Below are 18,826 nucleotides of genomic sequence, written 5' to 3' on the forward strand. Positions count from 1 at the left end.
ATGAGTCATTTGGATTTTCCGGCGACGTCTCCCGAGCTTTCGGTGATCATCCCCGTCTATAACGAGGAAGACGGGCTCGCCGCCCTCTTCCAGCGTCTCTATCCGGCACTCGATGCGCTCGGCACGTCGTATGAAGTGATCTTCATCAACGACGGCAGCCGCGACAAATCGGCCGCATTGCTCGCGCAGCAATTTCATGTGCGGCCCGACACCACGCGCGTGATTCTGCTCAACGGCAATTACGGGCAGCACATGGCGATCCTCGCGGGCTTCGAGCAATCTCGCGGCGAGATCGTCGTCACGCTCGACGCCGACCTGCAGAATCCGCCCGAGGAAATCGGCAAGCTCGTCGAGAAGATGCGCGCGGGCTACGACTACGTCGGCACGATTCGTCAGCAGCGGCAGGACAGCCTGTGGCGCAAGAAGGCGTCGCGCGCGATGAACCGCCTGCGCGAGCGCATCACCAAGATCAAGATGACGGATCAGGGCTGCATGCTGCGCGCATACAGCCGTCATATCATTGATACGATCAACCGCTGCGGCGAGATCAACACGTTCATTCCGGCGCTCGCGTACACCTTCGCGCAGAATCCGATCGAAGTCGACGTCGCGCACGAAGAACGCTTCGCGGGTGAGTCGAAGTACTCGCTCTACAGCCTCATCCGCCTGAACTTCGATCTCGTCACCGGATTCTCGGTCGTGCCGCTGCAATGGCTGTCGTTCATCGGGGTGATCCTTTCGGTCGGCTCGGCGGGCCTGTTCCTGCTGTTGGTGATTCGCCGCTTCATGTTCGGCGCGGAAGTCCAGGGTGTGTTCACCCTCTTCGCCATTACGTTCTTCATGCTGGGCGTGATCATCTTCGCGCTCGGGCTGCTCGGCGAGTATATCGGTCGCATTTATCAGCAGGTGCGCGCACGGCCGCGCTACCTCGTGCAGACGATTCTCGAGCAGCGCGACGGCCTGCCCTCCGCCGTCAGGCCGCCGCAGGAAGCGCTGCACGTGGCGGTCGTCACGCGCGAGGAAGACGGCCGATGAAGGCGCGCGCAGTCGTCTTCGCTTATCACAATGTCGGCGTGCGCTGCCTGCAGGTGCTGCGCGCGCGCGGCGTCGATGTCGCGCTCGTCGTCACGCACGAGGACAGCGCGAGCGAGAACATCTGGTTCGGCAGCGTCGCGCAGGTCGCGGCGGAATACGGCATCGAAACGATCATGCCCGCCGATCCGAAGTCGCCCGAGCTCCACGACGCGGTGCAACGCATCGCGCCGGATTTCATCTTCTCGTTCTATTACCGGCACATGCTGCCCGTGTCGCTGCTCTCGCTCGCCAAGCGCGGCGCGTACAACATGCACGGCTCGCTCCTGCCGAAGTATCGCGGCCGCGTGCCGACGAACTGGGCCGTGCTCAACGGCGAAACCGAGGCCGGCGCGACGCTGCACGAAATGGCCGCGAAGCCCGACGCGGGCGCGATCCTCGCGCAAACGCCGGTGCCGATCCTCCCCGACGACACCGCTGCGCAAGTCTTCGACAAAACGGTCGTCGCCGCCGAGCAGACGCTCTGGCGCGTGCTGCCCGCGCTGCTCGCGGGCGAGGCGCCGCATCTGCCGAACGATCTCGCGTCGGGCAGCTATTACGGCGGACGCAAGCCGGAAGACGGCCGCATCGACTGGTCGCAGCCGGCGCAACGCGTCTACAACCTGATTCGCGCGGTGGCGCCGCCGTATCCGGGTGCGTTCACGGATATCGGCGCTGACCGTTTCATCGTCGCGCGGGCGCGGCTCGTGCCTGAAACGGGCGCGCCGGGCATCGCGCCCGAAAGACTCGGTGAGCTGCGGCGTTTGCCCCCGGGCCTGAGCGTGACGGATAATGCGCTGTTTGGCGTCTGCGGCGACGGCCGCGTCATTGCCATCCACGAGTTGCGTCACCGGCCGCTCGATGCCGGCGGCGTCGCGTCGAGCGAAGCGCGCACCGTCGAACCCGCCGAATTCGGCCGAATCATTCAATCCTCTCGTCATTCATGAAAAAAGTCCTGATTCTGGGTGTCAATGGCTTCATCGGCCATCACCTGTCCAAGCGCATCCTCGAAACCACCGACTGGGAAGTCTTCGGGATGGACATGCAAACCGACCGCCTGGGCGACCTCGCGAATCACGAGCGGATGCATTTCTTCGAAGGCGACATCACGATCAACAAGGAGTGGGTCGAGTATCACGTGAAGAAGTGCGACGTAATCCTGCCGCTCGTCGCGATCGCCACGCCCGCGACCTACGTGAAGCAGCCGCTGCGCGTCTTCGAGCTCGACTTCGAAGCCAATCTGCCGATCGTGCGTTCGGCCGTGAAGTACGGCAAGCATCTGGTGTTTCCGTCGACGTCCGAGGTGTACGGCATGTGCACCGACGAGCAGTTCGACCCGGAAGAGTCCGTGCTCTCCTACGGCCCGATCAACAAGCCGCGCTGGATCTACGCGTGCTCGAAGCAACTGATGGACCGGGTGATCTGGGGCTACGGCATGGAGGGCCTGAACTTCACGCTGTTCCGCCCGTTCAACTGGATCGGCCCGGGCCTCGACTCGATCTACACGCCGAAGGAAGGTTCGTCGCGCGTCGTGACGCAGTTTCTCGGCCACATCGTGCGCGGCGAGAACATCAGTCTCGTCGACGGCGGCGCGCAGAAGCGTGCGTTCACCGACATCGACGACGGTATCGGCGCGCTGATGAAGATCATCGAGAACAAGGGCGGCGTGGCGTCGGGCAAGATCTATAACATCGGCAATCCGACGAACAACTTCTCGGTGCGCGAACTGGCGAACAAGATGCTCGCGCTCGCAAACACATTCCCCGAGTACGCGGACAGCGCGAAGAAGGTGCAGCTCGTCGAAACCTCGTCGGGCGCGTACTACGGCACGGGCTATCAGGACGTGCAGAACCGCGTGCCGAAGATCGACAACACGATGCAGGAACTCGGCTGGGCGCCGCTAGCCAGCATGGACGACGCGCTGCGCAAGATTTTCGAAGCGTATCGCGGGCATGTGGGCGAGGCCCGCAAGCTCGTCGAACAGGCGTAAAGAGGCGCGCGTGGCCCGCATCGTTCTCAAGATCGACGTCGATACCTTGCGCGGCACGCGCGAAGGCGTGCCCAATCTCGGGCGTCTGCTCGACAAATACAGCGCACGCGCGACCTTCCTCTTCAGCCTCGGCCCCGATCACACCGGCTGGGCGCTGCGGCGCGTCTTCCGGCCGGGCTTTCTGAAGAAAGTGTCGCGCACGTCCGTGGTCGAGCATTACGGCGTGAAGACGCTCATGTACGGCGTGCTGTTGCCGGGACCGGACATCGGCCGCGAAGCCGTGTCCGAAATGCGCGCGATCCACGAGGCCGGCTTCGAATGCGGCATCCATACGTGGGATCACGTCTACTGGCAGGACAACGTGCGCGCGCGCGATCGCGCATGGACCGTCGCGCAGATGCAGCAGAGCCATGCGCGCTTCATCGAGATATTCGGCGGGCCGCCCGTCACGCACGGCGCGGCCGGCTGGCAGATGAACGGCTACGCGTTCGAACAGATCGACGCGTGGGGCATGCGCTACGCCTCGGACGGGCGCGGTCGCACGCCCTATATCCCCGTGCTCGACGGCCGCACGCTGAACCACATCCAGATGCCGACCACGCTGCCCACGCTCGATGAAGTGCTGGGCGTCGATGGCGTCGACGAGAGCAACGTCGCGGCGCATCTGCTGCGGCATACGGCGAACAATCCGCACGATCAGGTGTTCACGCTGCACGCCGAGCTCGAAGGCCAAAAACTCGCGCCGATTTTCGAGCAACTGCTCGCCGGCTGGCGCGCGCAAGGACACAGCTTCGCCACGATGGGCGACTACCATGCGGCGCTGGACCGCGCGACGCTGCCCACGTACCCTGTGACGTGGGGCGAGATCCCCGGCCGCGCGGGCGAGCTGATCGTCCAGCCGGGCTAAAAGCGGCGCGTGGCCGCTGTCCAGTCTCGTCGTAAATTCGTCGTCTTTCTCGCCAACGAACCATAACAATCGGAGAAACCTTCGTGTCAGTTGCAGTCGACCAGCCCGTACCCGACTTCACCGCACCCGCAACGGGTGGCGAGTTCACGCTTTCGAGCCTGCGCGGCACGAAAGTCGTGCTCTTTTTCTACCCGAAGGACAACACGCCGGGCTGCACGACCGAAAGCCTGCAATTTCGCGACCACTACGACCAGTTCAAGGCGGCCGGCGCGGAAATCGTGGGCATCTCGCGCGACAGCGTGAAGTCGCACGACAACTTCAAGGCCAAGCTGGAGTTGCCTTACACGCTGGTTTCGGACGGCGACGAAGCCATCTGCTCGCTCTTCGATGTCATCAAGATGAAGAAAATGTATGGCAAGGAAGTGCGCGGCGTGGAGCGCTCGACCTTCCTCATCGACGCGAAAGGCGTGCTTCGGCGGGAGCTCCGCGGCGTCAAGGTGCCAGGCCACGTAGAGGCCATCGTCGAGGCTGTACAAGCGATTTGAGGCACGTTATATTGGACCGCAATGAGCGCCTGTCCACCCCATTCCTTTTGTCTTTGCGCGAGCCGCCGTGTGCCTGTCGGCGCGGCCGGCACGGACCCGGGCTATGTGGAATCGGCAGGGGAAAGGCGCTCTGAGACAGAAGTCAGCCGCTGGGTCCGCTAATCGGAGCAGCGGCTTTTTTATTTGTGTTTTATTCAGCATTGCACGAAAGCCACGCTGCAACGGCTCACGCGCAACGATTGCACGCAACCTTCAAGGAGCAGATCGAAACTTAGGCGAACCGGCGATTTCGACAACGAAGCGCGCCACCGGGCGCAAACTGCGGGAACCGTATTGCTTCGAGGGCGTACGAGCAGGATGCGACAGGCGGCGCACGATACACGAACCCGATTCCTTTCGAGGGAACACCATGCCTTTGCCTACCGCCCCGGCCAAGCTCGGCCATCTCCTTCCGGCTGAAGAATACAAGGCCAAAGCCCGGCCTTCGAAACAGCCGAAAAAACAAGCCGCGGCGAGCGATGACGACGGCTTCGGCGCGGTCGACACCGTCGCCGCCGAGCGTCCCGCAGCCAACGCCGCGCACACGCTGCGCTCGATCGCGAGCGAAGTGCTGACCCAGATTCCCGCCGAAGCGCATGTGGAAGCGGTCGTACCGCCGCCTGCGCCCGGCACCGTGCCGACGCGCGGCCGAAGAACGAAACAGACCGCTGCGCTCCTGCAGCCGGCGCCGTCCGCGCGCGAGAGCGCACGCGAGACTGAGCTCGATAGGCCCGACGAGGTCGTTGCCCGCGCCGGGCGCGCGGAAACACCCGTGGCCCCCGCGCCGACCGCCGCAAAGGACGAATCGCGCGCGCAAGGCAAACGTCGCAAGGGCGCGACCGCCGAGACCGAATTGCGCAAGCTTTTCGTGCTCGACACCAACGTGCTGATGCACGACCCGAGCTCGCTTTTCCGCTTCGAGGAACACGACGTCTATCTGCCGATGATGACGTTGGAAGAACTCGACAACCACAAGAAGGGCATGTCGGAAGTCGCTCGCAACGCGCGTCAGGTGAGCCGCACGCTCGATGCGCTCGTCGCGCACGCGGGCAAGATGACGGAAGGCATTCTGCTCTCCTCGCAGGGCAACCGCGACGCGCTCGGCCGCCTCTACTTCCAGACGACGCTCACCGATATCGAGCCGGTTCAGGGACTGCCCGTCGGGAAGGCGGACAACCAGATTCTCGGCGTCGTGCGGGCGCTGCAGAAGGAGCGGCCGGATCGTCAGGTCGTGCTGGTGTCGAAAGACATCAACATGCGCATCAAGGCGCATGCACTGGGTCTGCCCGCCGAGGATTACTTCAACGACCAGGTTCTCGAGGACAAGGACCTGCTGTACTCGGGCGTGCGCGCGCTGCCTCAGGATTTCTGGACCCGGCACGCAAAGGGCATGGAGAGCTGGCAGGACACGAAAACCGGCACGACCTACTACCGCGTGACCGGGCCGCTGTGCCCGTCGATGCTCGTCAACGAGTTCGTGTATCTCGAACCGCAAAACGGCGAGCCGTCGTTTCACGCGGTCGTGCGTGAGCTGAACGGCAAGACCGCGTTGTTGCAGACGCTGCGCGACTACGGCCATCACAAGAACAACGTCTGGGGCATCACCGCGCGTAATCGCGAGCAGAACTTCGCGCTCAATCTGTTGATGAACCCCGAAGTCGATTTCGTCACGCTGCTCGGCCAGGCGGGCACCGGCAAGACGCTGATGGCGCTCGCGGCCGGTCTCGCACAGGTGCTCGACGACAAGCGCTACAACGAGATCATCGTGACGCGCGCCACCGTGCCGGTCGGCGAAGATATCGGTTTCCTGCCGGGCACCGAGGAAGAGAAGATGCAGCCGTGGATGGGCGCGTTCGACGACAACCTCGAAGTCCTTCAGAAAACCGACGACGCCGCCGGTGAATGGGGCCGCGCCGCGACGCAGGAGCTGATCCGTTCGCGTCTGAAGGTGAAGAGCATGAACTTCATGCGCGGCCGGACGTTCGTCGACAAATACGTGATCATCGATGAAGCGCAGAACCTCACGCCCAAGCAGATGAAGACGCTCGTCACGCGCGCGGGTCCGGGCACGAAGATCGTGTGTCTCGGCAACATCGCGCAGATCGACACGCCGTATCTCACCGAAGGCAGTTCGGGGCTCACGTATGTCGTCGACCGCTTCAAGGGCTGGACGCACAGCGGTCACGTGACCCTTGCGCGCGGCGAGCGTTCGCGTCTCGCCGATTACGCGTCGGACATTCTGTAGGCGGCCGCTTTTCATCGCGATAAACGGCCCGGCGGCGCAATCCGTAGGGCCGTTTCGTTTTCGTGCGGACGTTCTCCGGTTGCAACTTACAGCACAAACTTCATGTAATCCCTCAAGACAACTTGCCGCACGCCCGTTCGGCGGGCTAGTATCGGCACACTGCCCTTCCTGCGAGTTTTCGCTCGTCTATTGCAATGCGTCGAATCTGGCTGCCGCTTTTCGTGACCGTCCTGCTTGCCGCGTGTGGAACCGCGCCGCAGCAGACTGCGCGCAAGCCTGCCGCCAGCACGAACGCCGACCGTACCTATAAACCGCCGCCGGGCTTTCCGACTTTCGTCGATCACAGCGTCGGGCGCGAGGAAATTTCCATTCAGGCGATGTCGCTCGTCGGCGTGCCGTACCGCTGGGGCGGCAACACGCCCGACGCGGGTTTCGATTGCAGCGGGCTCGTGCGCTACGTCGTCGATCGCGCGGCGTCGGTCAATCTGCCGCGCACGACAGCGGAGATGAGTTCGCGCGGCGATTCGGTCGAGCCCGATGAAATCGCGCCCGGCGATCTGATCTTCTTCAACACGACCGGGCGGCCACATTCGCACGTGGGGATTTACGTCGGCAAATTGCGCTTCGTGAATGCGCCGTCGACGGGCGGCACCGTGCGGCTCGACTATCTGACGAATCCGTACTGGGCGAAGCGTTTCGATGGCATTCGGCGCGTCGCGCCGCCGAAAGCCGCGCCGACGCCTTTCGATGCGCCGACTTATCTCGCAGCGGCCGCACCCGGGCCCGCACCCGTGCAAGCGCCGCCCGCAGCAGCATCGGCCTACGCGCGTCAGGCGACGCCGCCAACGAATGTCGACGCCTTCGAGCCGCCACCCCCGGCGCTCTCCGCGGCGCAACGGCAATCGCAAGCCGCCAGCGCGACGGCGCCATCCGTCGCGCCCGATCCGATTCAGGCCGCCGCCGACGCGTTCGAACCGCCGCCTCCGACCTCGCGCGCGGCGCGCCAGCAAGCGCGCGCGGCACAGGCCGTCACCGACGATTCCGCCGAACCGCCCGTGCGCGTGATGCGCGCTTCCACCGGTTCGCTGGCCGCGCCCCGCCCCGCGCAAAACGACGATCCCATCGCCCGCTTCGCGACCGGCACGAACTGACGCGCGCAGCGCGTCTCTGCTATCGTGTTCCGATCATTCGTCGACGGAGCGAAACATGGACTTGGGACTCGCGGGCAAGGTCGTCCTGATCACGGGCGGCAGCAAGGGAATCGGATTTGCCTGCGCGAAAGCGTTCGCGAGCGAGGGCGCGAAAGTCGCAATCGTCTCGCGCGACGCCGCCAATCTCGCCCGCGCCCGCGAACAACTGGCCAGCGACGGTTATCACGTGCATCTCGCGCGCGCCGATCTGCATGAGGCGCACAGCGCCGAGGACGTCGTCGAGGAAGCGAGCGCCGCGCTTGGCCCCATCGACATTCTCATCAACAGTGCCGGTGCCGCGCGCCGCTACGATCCCGATACGCTCGACGCCGCCGCGTACAAGGCGGCCATGGACGCGAAATACTTTTCCTACGTGTATCCGCAGCAGGTCGTGTTGAAGCGCATGGCCGAGCGCCTGCGCAACGATCCGGGCGCGGCGCCGGGCGCCATCGTCAATATCGTCGGGATGGGCGGGAAGATTGCGACGGACATCCATATCGCGGGCGGCGCGGCAAACGCGGCGCTGATGCTCAACACCGTCGGCCTCGCGCATCATTACGCGAAGCTCGGCATTCGCATCAACGCGATCAATCCGGGCGCGACGCTCACGGAGCGCGTCGAGGAGGCATTGGAACTGGAAGCGAAGCGGCAAGGCGTCACGCGCGAGCAGGTGCTCGCCGAGAGCCAGGCGAAAGTGCCGCTCGGACGTTACGCGAAACCCGAGGAAATCGCCGACGTGGCGCTCTTTCTGGCGAGCCGCCGCGCGAGTTACGTATCGGGCGCGATCATTCCGATGGACGGCGTGTCGTCGCCCATCATCTGACACGCGCCCGCGGGCGCGTGGTGCGGCTCAGAGGAAGCGGTGGCCGACCCACCAGCCCGCGGCGGCGAGCGCGGCCGATGCCGGGATCGTCAGAATCCACGCCCACACGATATTGCCCGCGACACCCCAGCGCACCGCGCTGAACTTCTGCGTCGCGCCCACGCCGACGATCGCGCCGGTGATCGTGTGCGTCGTGGAAACCGGAATGCCGAGGAACGACGCGAGGAAAAGCGTGATCGCCCCGCCCGTCTCCGCGCAAAAACCGCCGACTGGCTTCAGCTTCGTGATCTTCTGGCCCATCGTGCGCACGATGCGCCAGCCGCCGAAGAGCGTGCCGAGACCCATCGACAGATAGCATAGACCGATGACCCAGACAGGCGGCGCGTCGGCGGTGGCGGACGCATAGCCTGTCGCGATCAGCAGCATCCAGATGATGCCGATGGTCTTCTGCGCGTCGTTGCCGCCGTGGCCGAGCGAATAGAGCCCCGCCGAAACGAGCTGCATGCGGCGAAAACGGCGGTCGACCTTCGACGGCGGCGTGCGGAAATACAGCCACGACACGAGCAGCATGAAGAACGAGCCAAGCACGAAGCCCAGCACCGGCGAGATGAAGATGAACGCGACGGTCTTCAGCAGGCCGTCCCAGTTGAGCGAAGCCCAGCCCGATTTGGCGAGCGCCGCGCCGACGAGACCGCCGATCAGCGCGTGCGACGAACTCGACGGAATGCCGTAGATCCAGGTCACGATATTCCAGCCGATCGCGCCGACGAGCGCGCCAAAAATCACGTAGTGGTCGACGATTTCGGGATCGATCGTGCCCTTGCCGACGGTGGCCGCGACCTTCAGGTGAAAGACGAAATACGCGATGACGTTGAACGCGGCGGCAAACGCGACCGCCTGCTGCGGCTTGAGCACGCCCGTCGAGACGACCGTGGCGATGGAATTGGCGGCGTCGTGAAAGCCGTTCATGAAGTCGAACGCGAGTGCGACTATGACGAGCAAGGCGACTGCCCAGATGGCGAGTTGAATCGAATGCATCAGTTGGTGTTTTTTGTGCCGGCGCGCGCAGACCGCGCGGGTTGTCTGTCGTCGTTACCCGCGTCGCGTCGTGCGTCGCGGGCTCGGGCGGCATGATCAGGCGTTTTCCAGCACGATGCCTTCGATGATGTTCGCGACGTCCTCGCACTTGTCGGTGATCATCTCGAGCAGCTCGTAGATGGCCTTCAGCTTGATGAGCGTCTTCACGTCGTCTTCCTCGCGGAAGAGCTTCGACATGGCCGAGCGCAGCACGCGGTCCGCATCCGACTCCAGGCGGTCGATTTCCTCGCAGATCTTCAGGATTTCGCTCGCGCGCTTCATGTCCGCCAGCAATTCCACGGCCTGCTGCACGCGCGTGACCGTGCCCGTGCAGATATGCGCAAGCTGACTCGCCTCCGACGTCACCGCGCGCACGTCATACAGCGAAATGGCGGTCGCGACGTCCTCCATCAGATCGAGGGTGTCGTCCATCGTGGTGATGAGCTTGTGGATTTCGTCGCGGTCGAGCGGCGTGATGAAGGTCTTGTGCAGCAGGTCGATGGTCTCGTGCGTGAGCTTGTCGGCGCGCTTTTCGTTCGCCTGCACGTTCTGCTTGTGTATCTCTGCGTCGTCTAGATTATCGATCAGCAGTTCGAGTTCGCGGCTGGCATCGACCATGCACTTTGCGTGCTCGTTGAAGATCTCGAAGAATTTGCCCTCAGTGGGCATGAAACGACCGAACATGAAAATCCCGGTAAATGGGTCAATCTGAGATGGACATCAAACCGACATATTGTACCCGCGCGCACCCGGAGGCGCACCGCGCGTGAACGACGCGCGGCGGCGGATGTCGCGAAGAATTGACAGTCGATGCGCCAAGAGGCCTATTCGCCGCCGTAGAAGTTCTGCGCGCCGGCGAAGTTATCGAATTTCGTGTACTGGCCGTGGAAGGTCAGACGCACCGGGCCGATCGGACCGTTACGCTGCTTGCCGATGATGATTTCGGCGGTGCCCTTGTCGGGACTGTCGGGGTTGTAGACTTCGTCGCGATAGATGAAGAGGATCACGTCCGCGTCCTGCTCGATGGCGCCCGATTCGCGCAGATCCGACATGATCGGCCGCTTGTTCGGCCGCTGCTCGAGGCCGCGGTTCAACTGCGACAGCGCGATCACGGGCACGTCGAGTTCCTTCGCGAGGCTCTTGAGCGAACGGGAGATTTCGGAGATTTCAGTCGCGCGGTTTTCGCCGCCCCCCGAACCCGACATCAACTGAAGATAGTCGACGATGATGAGGCCGAGCTTGCCGCATTGCCGCGACAGGCGCCGCGCGCGCGAGCGCAATTCCATCGGATTGAGGCCGCCGGTTTCGTCGATGAAAAGCTGCGCCTCGCTCATTTTCTGCACGGCGTGCGTGAGCTTCGGCCAGTCTTCGTCCGTGAGGCGGCCCGTGCGCATGCGGTGCTGATCGAGCCGGCCGACGGACCCGAGCATACGCATCGTCAGTTGCGTGCCAGGCATTTCCATCGAAAACACCGCGACCGGCAAACCGTACTCCACCGCGACGTATTCGCCGATGTTCATCGAAAAAGCCGTCTTACCCATCGACGGACGGCCCGCGACAATGATCAGTTCGCCGCCGTGCATGCCCGAGGTCATGCGGTCCAGGTCGACGAAGCCGGTCGGCGTGCCGGTCACATCGCTCGGATTGGCCGTGTGATACAGCGTATCGATGCGTTCGACAACCTGCGTGAGCAGCGGCCCGATTTCGAGGAAGCCCTGCGTGCCGCGCGCGCCGTCTTCGGCAATCGAGAACACGCGCGCTTCGGCTTCGTCGAGAATCTGGCGGACTTCCTTGCCTTGCGGATTGAAGGCATCGGCGGAAATTTCATCGGCGACGGAGACGAGACGGCGCAGCACCGCGCGATCGCGCACGATCTCGGCATAGCGGCGGATATTGGCCGCGCTCGGCGTGTTTTGCGCGAGCGCGTTCAGATACGCGAGTCCGCCCACTTCCTCGGCCTTGCCGGCCATCGTGAGCGCTTCGTAGACGGTGATGACGTCAGCCGGGCGTGTCGCCGCGATCAGCTTGCCGACATGCTCGTAAATGATGCGATGGTCGTAGCGATAGAAATCGCTCTGATGCATGACGTCGGCGATACGGTCCCATGCGGCATTGTCCAGCAGCAGGCCGCCGATCACGGATTGCTCGGCTTCGATCGAATGCGGCGGGACCTTCAGCGCGTCGAGTTGCGGGTCTTTGGACGGAGCGTTCATGGGGTGGGATTATCGACCAAATAAGACAGTCGTTGCTATATTCAGACAAACAAAAAAGGCAGGAACCGTATCGGTTCCTGCCTTTGTTTCCTGCTCGCGAGGCGCGGAGCCTCGCGTCTAACTTACGCGTGCTCGCCGAGCACCGACACCGTGACGTCGACCAGCACGTCCGTATGCAGCGCCACTTGAACAGAATGGTCGCCGACCATCTTGAGCGGGCCTTCCGGCAGACGCACTTGCGCCTTTTCCACTTCCGCGAAGCCTTGCTTCTTCAGCGCATCGGCGATGTCCGCGTTCGTGACCGAACCGAACAGACGGCCGTCGACGCCAGCCTTTTGCGAGATCTGAACCGTGAAACCGCTCAGCTTTTCGCCTTGAGCTTGCGCAGCCGACAGCTTTGCAGCAGCCGTCTTTTCGAGTTCGGCGCGGCGAACTTCGAATTCGGCGATTGCGTCCTTGGTCGCGCGGCGAGCCTTCTTGCCGGGGATCAGGAAGTTACGTGCGTAGCCGTCCTTGACCTTGACGATATCGCCGAGGTTGCCCAGGTTGACGACCTTTTCCAAAAGGATGATTTGCATTTTTGGCTTTCCTTAGTGCGTCGTCTGATTAGGCCTTGTGCAGGTCGGTGTACGGCAGGAGCGCGAGGAAACGCGCGCGCTTGATCGCCGTGTCGAGCTGGCGCTGATAGTGCGCCTTCGTGCCAGTCAGACGAGCCGGCGTGATCTTGCCGTTTTCGCCGATGAAGTCCTTCAGCGTTTCCGTGTCCTTGTAGTCGATGTGATCGACACCGGCTGCCGTGAAACGGCAGAACTTCTTGCGCTTGAAGAGCGGATTTTGTTGCTGACGACGCTTGTCGAATTTCTTACCAGTCGGGCGGGGCATGATTAGTCCTTTCCAATGTCCTGCAATTCTGTGATGTGAAACACCAGGGTTCGCGCGTTACGGCTTTTCTTCGCCAGAAAGCCGGTGAAGCGTGTTTCGACGCCCATCGGACAGCTTTCCAGCCTACCGCTCGCTTCGCCGGCCGCGACCGCCTGCAGGGTCAGTTCGATCTTTCGGGCGATGCCCGCTTCGACGACTTCCGCTGCGTGTTGCAACGTGCAGCTTGCGATCGGGATGCCGGCGGGCGTGTACCGCACCGGTTCGCGTTCCACGACGCTTGCTGTCAGTTGCAGCCGGTTCACTTAAAGTGTTCGTTCCTGGTGGCTTGACAGTTCGAAACTGTCCTTAAGCCTGCGCTTCGGACGGCTGGCTGGCCGCCTTCTTGGCTTCTTCGCGCTGCACTTCCTTCATCATCGGCGACGGGCCGGTTTCGGCCTTCTTCATCTTGACGATGAGGTGACGCAGAACGGCGTCGTTGAACTTGAACGCGTGCTCGAGCTCTTCGAGCGTAGCCTGATCGCATTCGATGTTCATGCAGACGTAGTGAGCCTTCGCGAGTTTCTCGATCATGTAGGCCAGTTGGCGACGGCCCCAGTCCTCGATACGGTGGATCTGGCCACCGTGCGACGTGATCGTGCTCTTGTAGCGCTCGATCATGGCGGGCACTTGCTCGCTCTGATCGGGGTGCACGATAAATACGATTTCGTAATGACGCATATTCACTCCTTGTAGCTACTTGTGGATTAGAGCCACCCGGGCGTCGGACCGGTGTGGCAAGTGAGAAGCTCGAAACTATATCGCGTTTCGCCTGGGTGGGCAAGGAAAATCGGCGATCTCCGAATGACTTCGGCTGAAAAATCAACCAATTAGCAAGCGGTCAGCGCCCGTGCGCGTGCTCTCGCAGCGGTTCACCGGGGAGTGTGAGCGGACGGCTCCAGTAGCCGGGCTGCGCGTAGATTTCCTTAAGATAATCAATGAAGTAGCGCACACGTGCGGGTACATAGCGTTGCTGCGGGTACACCGCGAGGATGTCGTAGTCGGGCAGTTCGAATTCGTCGAGCACGGTTTCCAGTTCGCCCGCTTCCAGTTGCCGCTGGATTTCCCACGTCGAGCGCCAGCCCAGTCCGAGCCCTTCCGAGGCCCAGCGGTGCAGCAATTCGCCGTCGTTGCAATCGAGGCTGCCGCTCACGCGCACCGTCACGACCTTGCCGTTGCGCCGAAAATACCAGCCGCGATTCTGGCCGCCCTGGAGATTGAACGCGAGGCAATTGTGGTTCGGTAAATCTTCGAGCGTTTTCGGGCGGCCGTGCTTCCTGAAATACGCGGGCGTGCCGCATACGACGCGCCGGTTGCCCGCCAGTTTCACCGCGACGAAGTTCGGATCGACCGCGCCGCCGATGCGTATCGACAGATCGTAGCCTTCGCGCACGAGATCCACGACGCGGTCGGTCAGGTTGAACGACATCTGCAACTCGGGTTTGTCGACGACGAACGCCGGCGCGTGCGGCGCCACGTGCATGCGCCCGAACGCCGCCGGCGCCGACACGATCAGATGCCCGCCCACCGCGCGCCGGCCCGCCGCGAGTTCGTTCTCCGCCTGATCCCATTCGGACAGCAGATTCTTGCAGCGATCGAGGAACGCCGCGCCCTCTTCGCTGACGACGAGCCGCCGCGTCGAGCGATACATCAGCTTCACGCCGAGGCGCTTTTCCAGCGCGTCGATGCGCCGTCCGAGGATCACCGGCGACACGCCCTCTTCCAGCGCCGCCGCCGCGAGACTGCCCGCCTCGGCGACGCGCACGAAGGTCTCGATCTGCTTGAAACGATCCATCTTCTGTCTCCAATCCGCCCGGCGTCGTCATTCGAAACTTTTTGTACGGGATAAAGCGACTCCGACTGATCTTATCAAACCTTTTTAACACTCTTAAAGTGCAACTGAACCCTGCTTCACATGCAGACAGCGATTACGGATAGAGACCCCAGGAAGGAGACAATCATGCCCAAGATGAGAGCCGTCGACGCAGCCGTCCTCGTGCTGGAAAAAGAAGGAATCGATACCGCGTTCGGCGTACCGGGCGCGGCCATCAACCCGTTCTACTCGGCGATGAAGAAGTCGGGCGGCATCAGCCACGTGCTCGCGCGCCACGTCGAAGGCGCCTCGCACATGGCCGAAGGTTATACCCGCGCGGCGCCGGGCAATATCGGCGTTTGCATCGGCACGTCGGGCCCGGCGGGCACGGACATGATCACCGGCCTGTATTCCGCTCAGGCCGATTCGATCCCCATTCTCGCGATCACCGGCCAGGCCCCGCGCGCGCGTCTGTATAAGGAAGATTTCCAGGCGGTCGATATCGAATCGATCGCGAAGCCCGTCACCAAGTGGGCCGTCACCGTGCGCGAGCCGGCGCTCGTGCCGCGCGTGTTCCAGCAAGCCTTCCATCTGATGCGCTCGGGCCGTCCGGGTCCGGTGCTGGTCGATTTGCCGATCGACGTGCAGATGGCCGAGATCGAGTTCGACATCGACACGTACGAGCCGCTGCCGGTCTACAAGCCGAAAGCAACGCGCGCACAGATTGAAAAAGCGCTCACGATGCTCAACGACGCCGAAAAGCCCCTGATCGTGTCGGGCGGCGGCGTGCTGAACGCGGCGGCGGAAAATCTGCTCGTGCAATTCGCGGAAACGCTCGGCGTGCCCGTGATTCCGACGCTCATGTCCTGGGGCGCGATCCCCGACGATCACCCGCTGATGGCCGGCATGGTCGGCTTGCAGACGTCGCACCGCTACGGCAACGCGACGATGCTCGCCTCCGATTTCGTGCTCGGCATCGGCAATCGCTGGGCGAATCGCCACACGGGCAGCGTCGAGGTTTACACCAAGGGCCGTAAGTTCGTGCACGTGGATATCGAGCCGACGCAGATCGGCCGCGTGTTCGGACCGGACCTCGGCATCGTGTCGGATGCGAAGGCCGCGCTCGAACTGTTCGTCGAAGTGGCGAAGGAATGGAAGGCCGCTGGCAAGCTGAAAGACCGCGGCGCGTGGGTCGCGGACTGCCAGCAGCGCAAGCGCACGTTGCAGCGCAAGACGCACTTCGAGAACGTGCCGATGAAGCCGCAGCGCGTCTACGAAGAAATGAATCTCGCGTTCGACCGCGACACGTGCTTCGTGACGACGATCGGTCTCTCGCAGATCGCGGGCGCGCAGTTCCTGCATGTGTTCAAGGCGCGCAACTGGATCAACTGCGGCCAGGCCGGCCCGCTCGGCTGGACGATCCCCGCCGCGCTCGGCGTGCGTGCCGCCGATCCGCAACGCAAGATCGTCGCGCTCTCGGGCGACTACGACTTCCAGTTCATGATCGAGGAACTGGCGGTCGGCGCGCAATTCAAGCTGCCGTACGTGCACGTGGTCGTGAACAACTCGTACCTCGGCCTGATCCGTCAGGCGCAGCGCGGCTTCGACATGGATTACTGCGTGCAGCTCGCGTTCGACAACATCAACGCGCCTGAACTCGAAGGCTACGGTGTCGATCACGTCGCGGTGGCCGAAGGTCTCGGCTGCAAGGCGCTGCGCGTGCACAAGCCGGAAGACATCGCTCCAGCGCTGAAGCGGGCGCAGGCGCTGGCCGCCGAGCATCAGGTGCCCGTGGTCGTCGAGATGATTCTCGAGCGCGTGACCAACATTGCGATGGGCACCGAGATCGACGCGATCAACGAGTTCGAAGAGCTCGCCGAAACGAAGGCCGATGCGCCGACCGCCGTCACGCCGCTCGACTAAAACCCGAGCGATTCCACTGACCGACCATCAGGAAAGAACAATGCCGAAATTTGCCGCGAACTTGACCATGCTGTTCAACGAAGTCCCGTTCCTCGACCGCTTCGCGGCGGCGTCGAACGCGGGTTTCAAGGCGGTCGAGTTCCTGTTCCCTTACGCGTTCCCGATCAGCGATATCCAGCAGCGCCTGAAGGACAACGACCTGCGGATCGTGCTGCACAACCTGCCCGCGGGCAATTGGGAAGCGGGCGAGCGCGGCATCGCCTGCCTGCCGGATCGCGTCGCGGAATTCCGCGAAGGCGTGCCGCGGGCGATCGAGTACGCGAAGGCGCTGAACGTGCCGCAACTGAACTGCCTCGTCGGCATTCCGACGGCCGGTGTATCGGCGGAACAGGCGCGCACGACGATCATCGAAAACCTGCGCTTCGCCGCGGACGCGTTGAAGAAGGAAGGCATCAGGCTGCTCGTCGAGCCGTGCAACGCCTACGACATTCCGGGCTTCGCGCTGAACAGGTCGAAGGAAGGTCTCGACGTCATCAAGGCAGTCGGCTCGGATAATCTGTTCCTTCAGTACGACATCTATCACATGCAGCGCATGGAAGGCGAGCTCGCCGCGACGATCAGGAAGAATCTGCCGCAGATCGCGCATGTCCAGCTTGCCGACAACCCCGGCCGCAACGAACCCGGCACCGGCGAAATCAACTACGCGTTCCTGTTCGCGCTGCTCGACGAGATCGGCTATCAAGGCTGGATCGGCTGCGAGTACAAGCCGCTGAATGGCACCGAAGCGGGCCTCGGCTGGCTGCAGAGCATCGGCCGCGTGAAAGCCACCGCCACCGCATAAAGCAACGTTAAGCAACGTTAAGGAGGAGCACAAAGTATGGCAACGATCGGTTTCATCGGACTCGGCATCATGGGCGCGCACATGGCGCGCAACCTCATCAAGGGCGGCCACTCGCTCGTCGTGAACGGCAAGTATCCGGTGCCCGACGATATCCGCGCGCAGACGAAAGTCGTCGAAGATTCGAGCGCGGTCGCGCAGGCGAGCGAAATCGTCATCACGATGGTGCCCGACACGCCCGATGTCGCCAATGTGCTGTTCGCCGATGACGGCGTCGCGAAGGGTCTGTCGAAGGGCAAGCTCGTCATCGACATGAGCTCGATCGCGCCGCTGGAAACGCAGGAGTTCGCGAAGAAAATCAACGGGCTGGGCTGCGACTATCTCGACGCGCCGGTTTCGGGTGGCGAAGTCGGCGCACGCGAAGCGACGCTCACGATCATGGTCGGCGGCCCGGAGAAGTCGTTCAACCTCGCGAAGCCCCTGTTCGATCTGATGGGCAAGAACATCTCGCTCATCGGCGATAACGGCGCGGGACAGACCTGCAAGGTCGCGAACCAGATCATCGTCGCGCTCAACATCGAGGCCGTCGCCGAGGCGCTGCTGTTTGCGGCACGCTCGGGCGCCGATCCGGAACGCGTGCGCAAAGCGTTGATGGGCGGCTTCGCGTCATCGCGCATTCTTGAAGTACACGGCGAGCGCATGACCAAGCGCACGTTCAATCCGGGCTTCCGTATCGAGCTGCATCAGAAGGATTTGAATCTCGCGCTCGACGGCGCGCGCAAGATGGGCCTCGCCCTGCCCCACACCGCGAGCGCGCAGCAGCTCTTCAGCGTGTGCGCGGCGAACGGCGGAAAGGCGTGGGATCACTCGGCGCTCGTGCGCGCGCTCGAGATCATGTCGAACTTCCAGGTGGCGGACGAGCCGCAGCAAGCCAAGGCTGCATGAGGCCGTTCAACACCTGAACCGTGGGGCGTCCCGCGTATGGGCACGCGGGACAAATGCCGCTCTGGGCTGAGGGCGGCAAGTGGGGTCCGAGAAGCGGCACCCGGCGGTGCGCCGGGTAAGCCTTGGTCGGTCAGACGGTTTGTCGTCGGGTGTCCGCGTCGGATTGTTGCACGTTGTGTCCTACCGCTGACGCATGAGCGGTGCTACAAATCTGTATAGACCGGAGACATGGGTAACACCTGTTCCAGGACATGGGTAACACTTCGGACGAATGGTTCGTCCGGAGTTG

Annotated in this window: 19 protein-coding genes; 11 read left to right on the plus strand and 8 right to left on the minus strand. The window is 63.1% G+C overall.

The annotated features are described in order from the left end of the window. From AWB75_RS29700 to AWB75_RS29740, 8 genes are all read left to right on the plus strand, one after another. The gene (locus tag AWB75_RS29700; protein ID WP_061127589.1) at positions 1–1,035 is read left to right on the plus strand and encodes a glycosyltransferase; all 1,035 of its coding nucleotides are present in this window, start codon (positions 1–3) and stop codon (positions 1,033–1,035) included. After that, complete coding sequence (locus AWB75_RS29705) at positions 1,032–2,018, plus strand: formyltransferase (protein ID WP_061127590.1); 987 nt, start codon at positions 1,032–1,034, stop codon at positions 2,016–2,018. The genes AWB75_RS29700 and AWB75_RS29705 overlap by 4 nt, the downstream gene beginning before the upstream one ends. After that, a complete protein-coding gene (locus AWB75_RS29710) occupies positions 2,015–3,061 on the plus strand; it encodes a bifunctional UDP-4-keto-pentose/UDP-xylose synthase (protein ID WP_061127591.1) in 1,047 nt (348 codons plus the stop codon). The genes AWB75_RS29705 and AWB75_RS29710 overlap by 4 nt, the downstream gene beginning before the upstream one ends. Positions 3,062–3,071: 10 nt before the next feature. Beyond that, positions 3,072–3,968 (plus strand): polysaccharide deacetylase family protein, encoded by an 897-nt coding sequence (locus tag AWB75_RS29715; protein WP_061127611.1) that lies wholly within the window; start codon positions 3,072–3,074, stop codon positions 3,966–3,968. Between the two features lie 83 nt (positions 3,969–4,051). Next, a complete protein-coding gene (locus AWB75_RS29720) occupies positions 4,052–4,513 on the plus strand; it encodes a peroxiredoxin (protein ID WP_061127592.1) in 462 nt (153 codons plus the stop codon). 409 nt (positions 4,514–4,922) lie between these two features. Beyond that, positions 4,923–6,797 (plus strand): PhoH family protein, encoded by a 1,875-nt coding sequence (locus tag AWB75_RS29730; protein WP_061127593.1) that lies wholly within the window; start codon positions 4,923–4,925, stop codon positions 6,795–6,797. A 194-nt stretch (positions 6,798–6,991) separates the two neighbouring features. Further along, entirely contained in the window at positions 6,992–7,948 is a 957-nt protein-coding gene (locus AWB75_RS29735; protein ID WP_061127594.1) for a C40 family peptidase, read from the plus strand. Between the two features lie 55 nt (positions 7,949–8,003). After that, entirely contained in the window at positions 8,004–8,810 is an 807-nt protein-coding gene (locus tag AWB75_RS29740) for an SDR family oxidoreductase (RefSeq protein WP_061127595.1), read from the plus strand. Positions 8,811–8,837: 27 nt separating this feature from the next. On the opposite strand, the gene AWB75_RS29745 is transcribed toward AWB75_RS29740, so the two are convergent. The 8 genes from AWB75_RS29745 to AWB75_RS29780 form a co-directional block, all read right to left on the minus strand. Continuing rightward, positions 8,838–9,848 (minus strand): inorganic phosphate transporter, encoded by a 1,011-nt coding sequence (locus AWB75_RS29745; protein WP_061127596.1) that lies wholly within the window; start codon positions 9,846–9,848, stop codon positions 8,838–8,840. A 96-nt stretch (positions 9,849–9,944) separates the two neighbouring features. Further along, complete coding sequence (locus AWB75_RS29750) at positions 9,945–10,571, minus strand: DUF47 domain-containing protein (RefSeq protein WP_061127597.1); 627 nt, start codon at positions 10,569–10,571, stop codon at positions 9,945–9,947. A gap of 140 nt (positions 10,572–10,711) precedes the next feature. Further along, the gene (locus tag AWB75_RS29755; protein ID WP_061127598.1) at positions 10,712–12,100 is read right to left on the minus strand and encodes a replicative DNA helicase; all 1,389 of its coding nucleotides are present in this window, start codon (positions 12,098–12,100) and stop codon (positions 10,712–10,714) included. 122 nt (positions 12,101–12,222) lie between these two features. Next, a complete protein-coding gene (gene rplI, locus AWB75_RS29760) occupies positions 12,223–12,678 on the minus strand; it encodes a 50S ribosomal protein L9 (RefSeq protein ID WP_061127599.1) in 456 nt (151 codons plus the stop codon). A gap of 28 nt (positions 12,679–12,706) precedes the next feature. After that, the gene (gene rpsR / locus AWB75_RS29765) at positions 12,707–12,982 is read right to left on the minus strand and encodes a 30S ribosomal protein S18 (protein ID WP_061127600.1); all 276 of its coding nucleotides are present in this window, start codon (positions 12,980–12,982) and stop codon (positions 12,707–12,709) included. Between the two features lie 2 nt (positions 12,983–12,984). After that, a complete protein-coding gene (gene priB, locus AWB75_RS29770; protein ID WP_007000151.1) occupies positions 12,985–13,284 on the minus strand; it encodes a primosomal replication protein N in 300 nt (99 codons plus the stop codon). A 43-nt stretch (positions 13,285–13,327) separates the two neighbouring features. After that, positions 13,328–13,699 carry a 30S ribosomal protein S6 gene (gene rpsF, locus AWB75_RS29775; RefSeq protein ID WP_061117413.1) on the minus strand — a complete coding sequence of 124 codons (372 nt, stop codon included), beginning with the start codon at positions 13,697–13,699 and terminating at the stop codon, positions 13,328–13,330. Positions 13,700–13,859: 160 nt separating this feature from the next. Then, entirely contained in the window at positions 13,860–14,813 is a 954-nt protein-coding gene (locus AWB75_RS29780; protein WP_061127601.1) for a LysR family transcriptional regulator, read from the minus strand. A gap of 165 nt (positions 14,814–14,978) precedes the next feature. On the opposite strand from AWB75_RS29780, the gene gcl reads away from it, so the two are divergent. From gcl to AWB75_RS29795, 3 genes are read left to right on the plus strand one after another with little or no spacing between them, the layout of a single operon-like run. Then, positions 14,979–16,754, plus strand: a complete 1,776-nt coding sequence (gcl, locus tag AWB75_RS29785) for a glyoxylate carboligase (RefSeq protein WP_061127602.1) — start codon at positions 14,979–14,981, stop codon at positions 16,752–16,754. Positions 16,755–16,794: 40 nt separating this feature from the next. Continuing rightward, a complete protein-coding gene (gene hyi / locus AWB75_RS29790) occupies positions 16,795–17,595 on the plus strand; it encodes a hydroxypyruvate isomerase (RefSeq protein WP_061127603.1) in 801 nt (266 codons plus the stop codon). A 36-nt stretch (positions 17,596–17,631) separates the two neighbouring features. Next, positions 17,632–18,537: a 2-hydroxy-3-oxopropionate reductase gene (locus AWB75_RS29795; protein ID WP_061127604.1), complete on the plus strand. Its 906-nt coding sequence runs from the start codon at positions 17,632–17,634 to the stop codon at positions 18,535–18,537. Positions 18,538–18,826: the final 289 nt, after the last annotated feature.

Source organism: Caballeronia catudaia (assembly GCF_001544755.2).
In the GTDB taxonomy this organism is placed as follows: Bacteria; Pseudomonadota; Gammaproteobacteria; order Burkholderiales; family Burkholderiaceae; genus Caballeronia; species Caballeronia catudaia.

Coding starts and splice junctions, on each gene's coding strand:
- AWB75_RS29700 (WP_061127589.1), top strand. CDS start 1: ATGAGTCATTTGGATTTTCCGGCGACGTCTCCCGAGCTTTCGGTGATC.
- AWB75_RS29705 (WP_061127590.1), top strand. CDS start 1,032: ATGAAGGCGCGCGCAGTCGTCTTCGCTTATCACAATGTCGGCGTGCGC.
- AWB75_RS29710 (WP_061127591.1), top strand. CDS start 2,015: ATGAAAAAAGTCCTGATTCTGGGTGTCAATGGCTTCATCGGCCATCAC.
- AWB75_RS29730 (WP_061127593.1), top strand. CDS start 4,923: ATGCCTTTGCCTACCGCCCCGGCCAAGCTCGGCCATCTCCTTCCGGCT.
- AWB75_RS29735 (WP_061127594.1), top strand. CDS start 6,992: ATGCGTCGAATCTGGCTGCCGCTTTTCGTGACCGTCCTGCTTGCCGCG.
- AWB75_RS29740 (WP_061127595.1), top strand. CDS start 8,004: ATGGACTTGGGACTCGCGGGCAAGGTCGTCCTGATCACGGGCGGCAGC.
- AWB75_RS29745 (WP_061127596.1), bottom strand. CDS start 9,848: ATGCATTCGATTCAACTCGCCATCTGGGCAGTCGCCTTGCTCGTCATA.
- AWB75_RS29750 (WP_061127597.1), bottom strand. CDS start 10,571: ATGTTCGGTCGTTTCATGCCCACTGAGGGCAAATTCTTCGAGATCTTC.
- AWB75_RS29755 (WP_061127598.1), bottom strand. CDS start 12,100: ATGAACGCTCCGTCCAAAGACCCGCAACTCGACGCGCTGAAGGTCCCG.
- rplI (WP_061127599.1), bottom strand. CDS start 12,678: ATGCAAATCATCCTTTTGGAAAAGGTCGTCAACCTGGGCAACCTCGGC.
- rpsR (WP_061127600.1), bottom strand. CDS start 12,982: ATGCCCCGCCCGACTGGTAAGAAATTCGACAAGCGTCGTCAGCAACAA.
- rpsF (WP_061117413.1), bottom strand. CDS start 13,699: ATGCGTCATTACGAAATCGTATTTATCGTGCACCCCGATCAGAGCGAG.
- AWB75_RS29780 (WP_061127601.1), bottom strand. CDS start 14,813: ATGGATCGTTTCAAGCAGATCGAGACCTTCGTGCGCGTCGCCGAGGCG.
- gcl (WP_061127602.1), top strand. CDS start 14,979: ATGCCCAAGATGAGAGCCGTCGACGCAGCCGTCCTCGTGCTGGAAAAA.
- hyi (WP_061127603.1), top strand. CDS start 16,795: ATGCCGAAATTTGCCGCGAACTTGACCATGCTGTTCAACGAAGTCCCG.
- AWB75_RS29795 (WP_061127604.1), top strand. CDS start 17,632: ATGGCAACGATCGGTTTCATCGGACTCGGCATCATGGGCGCGCACATG.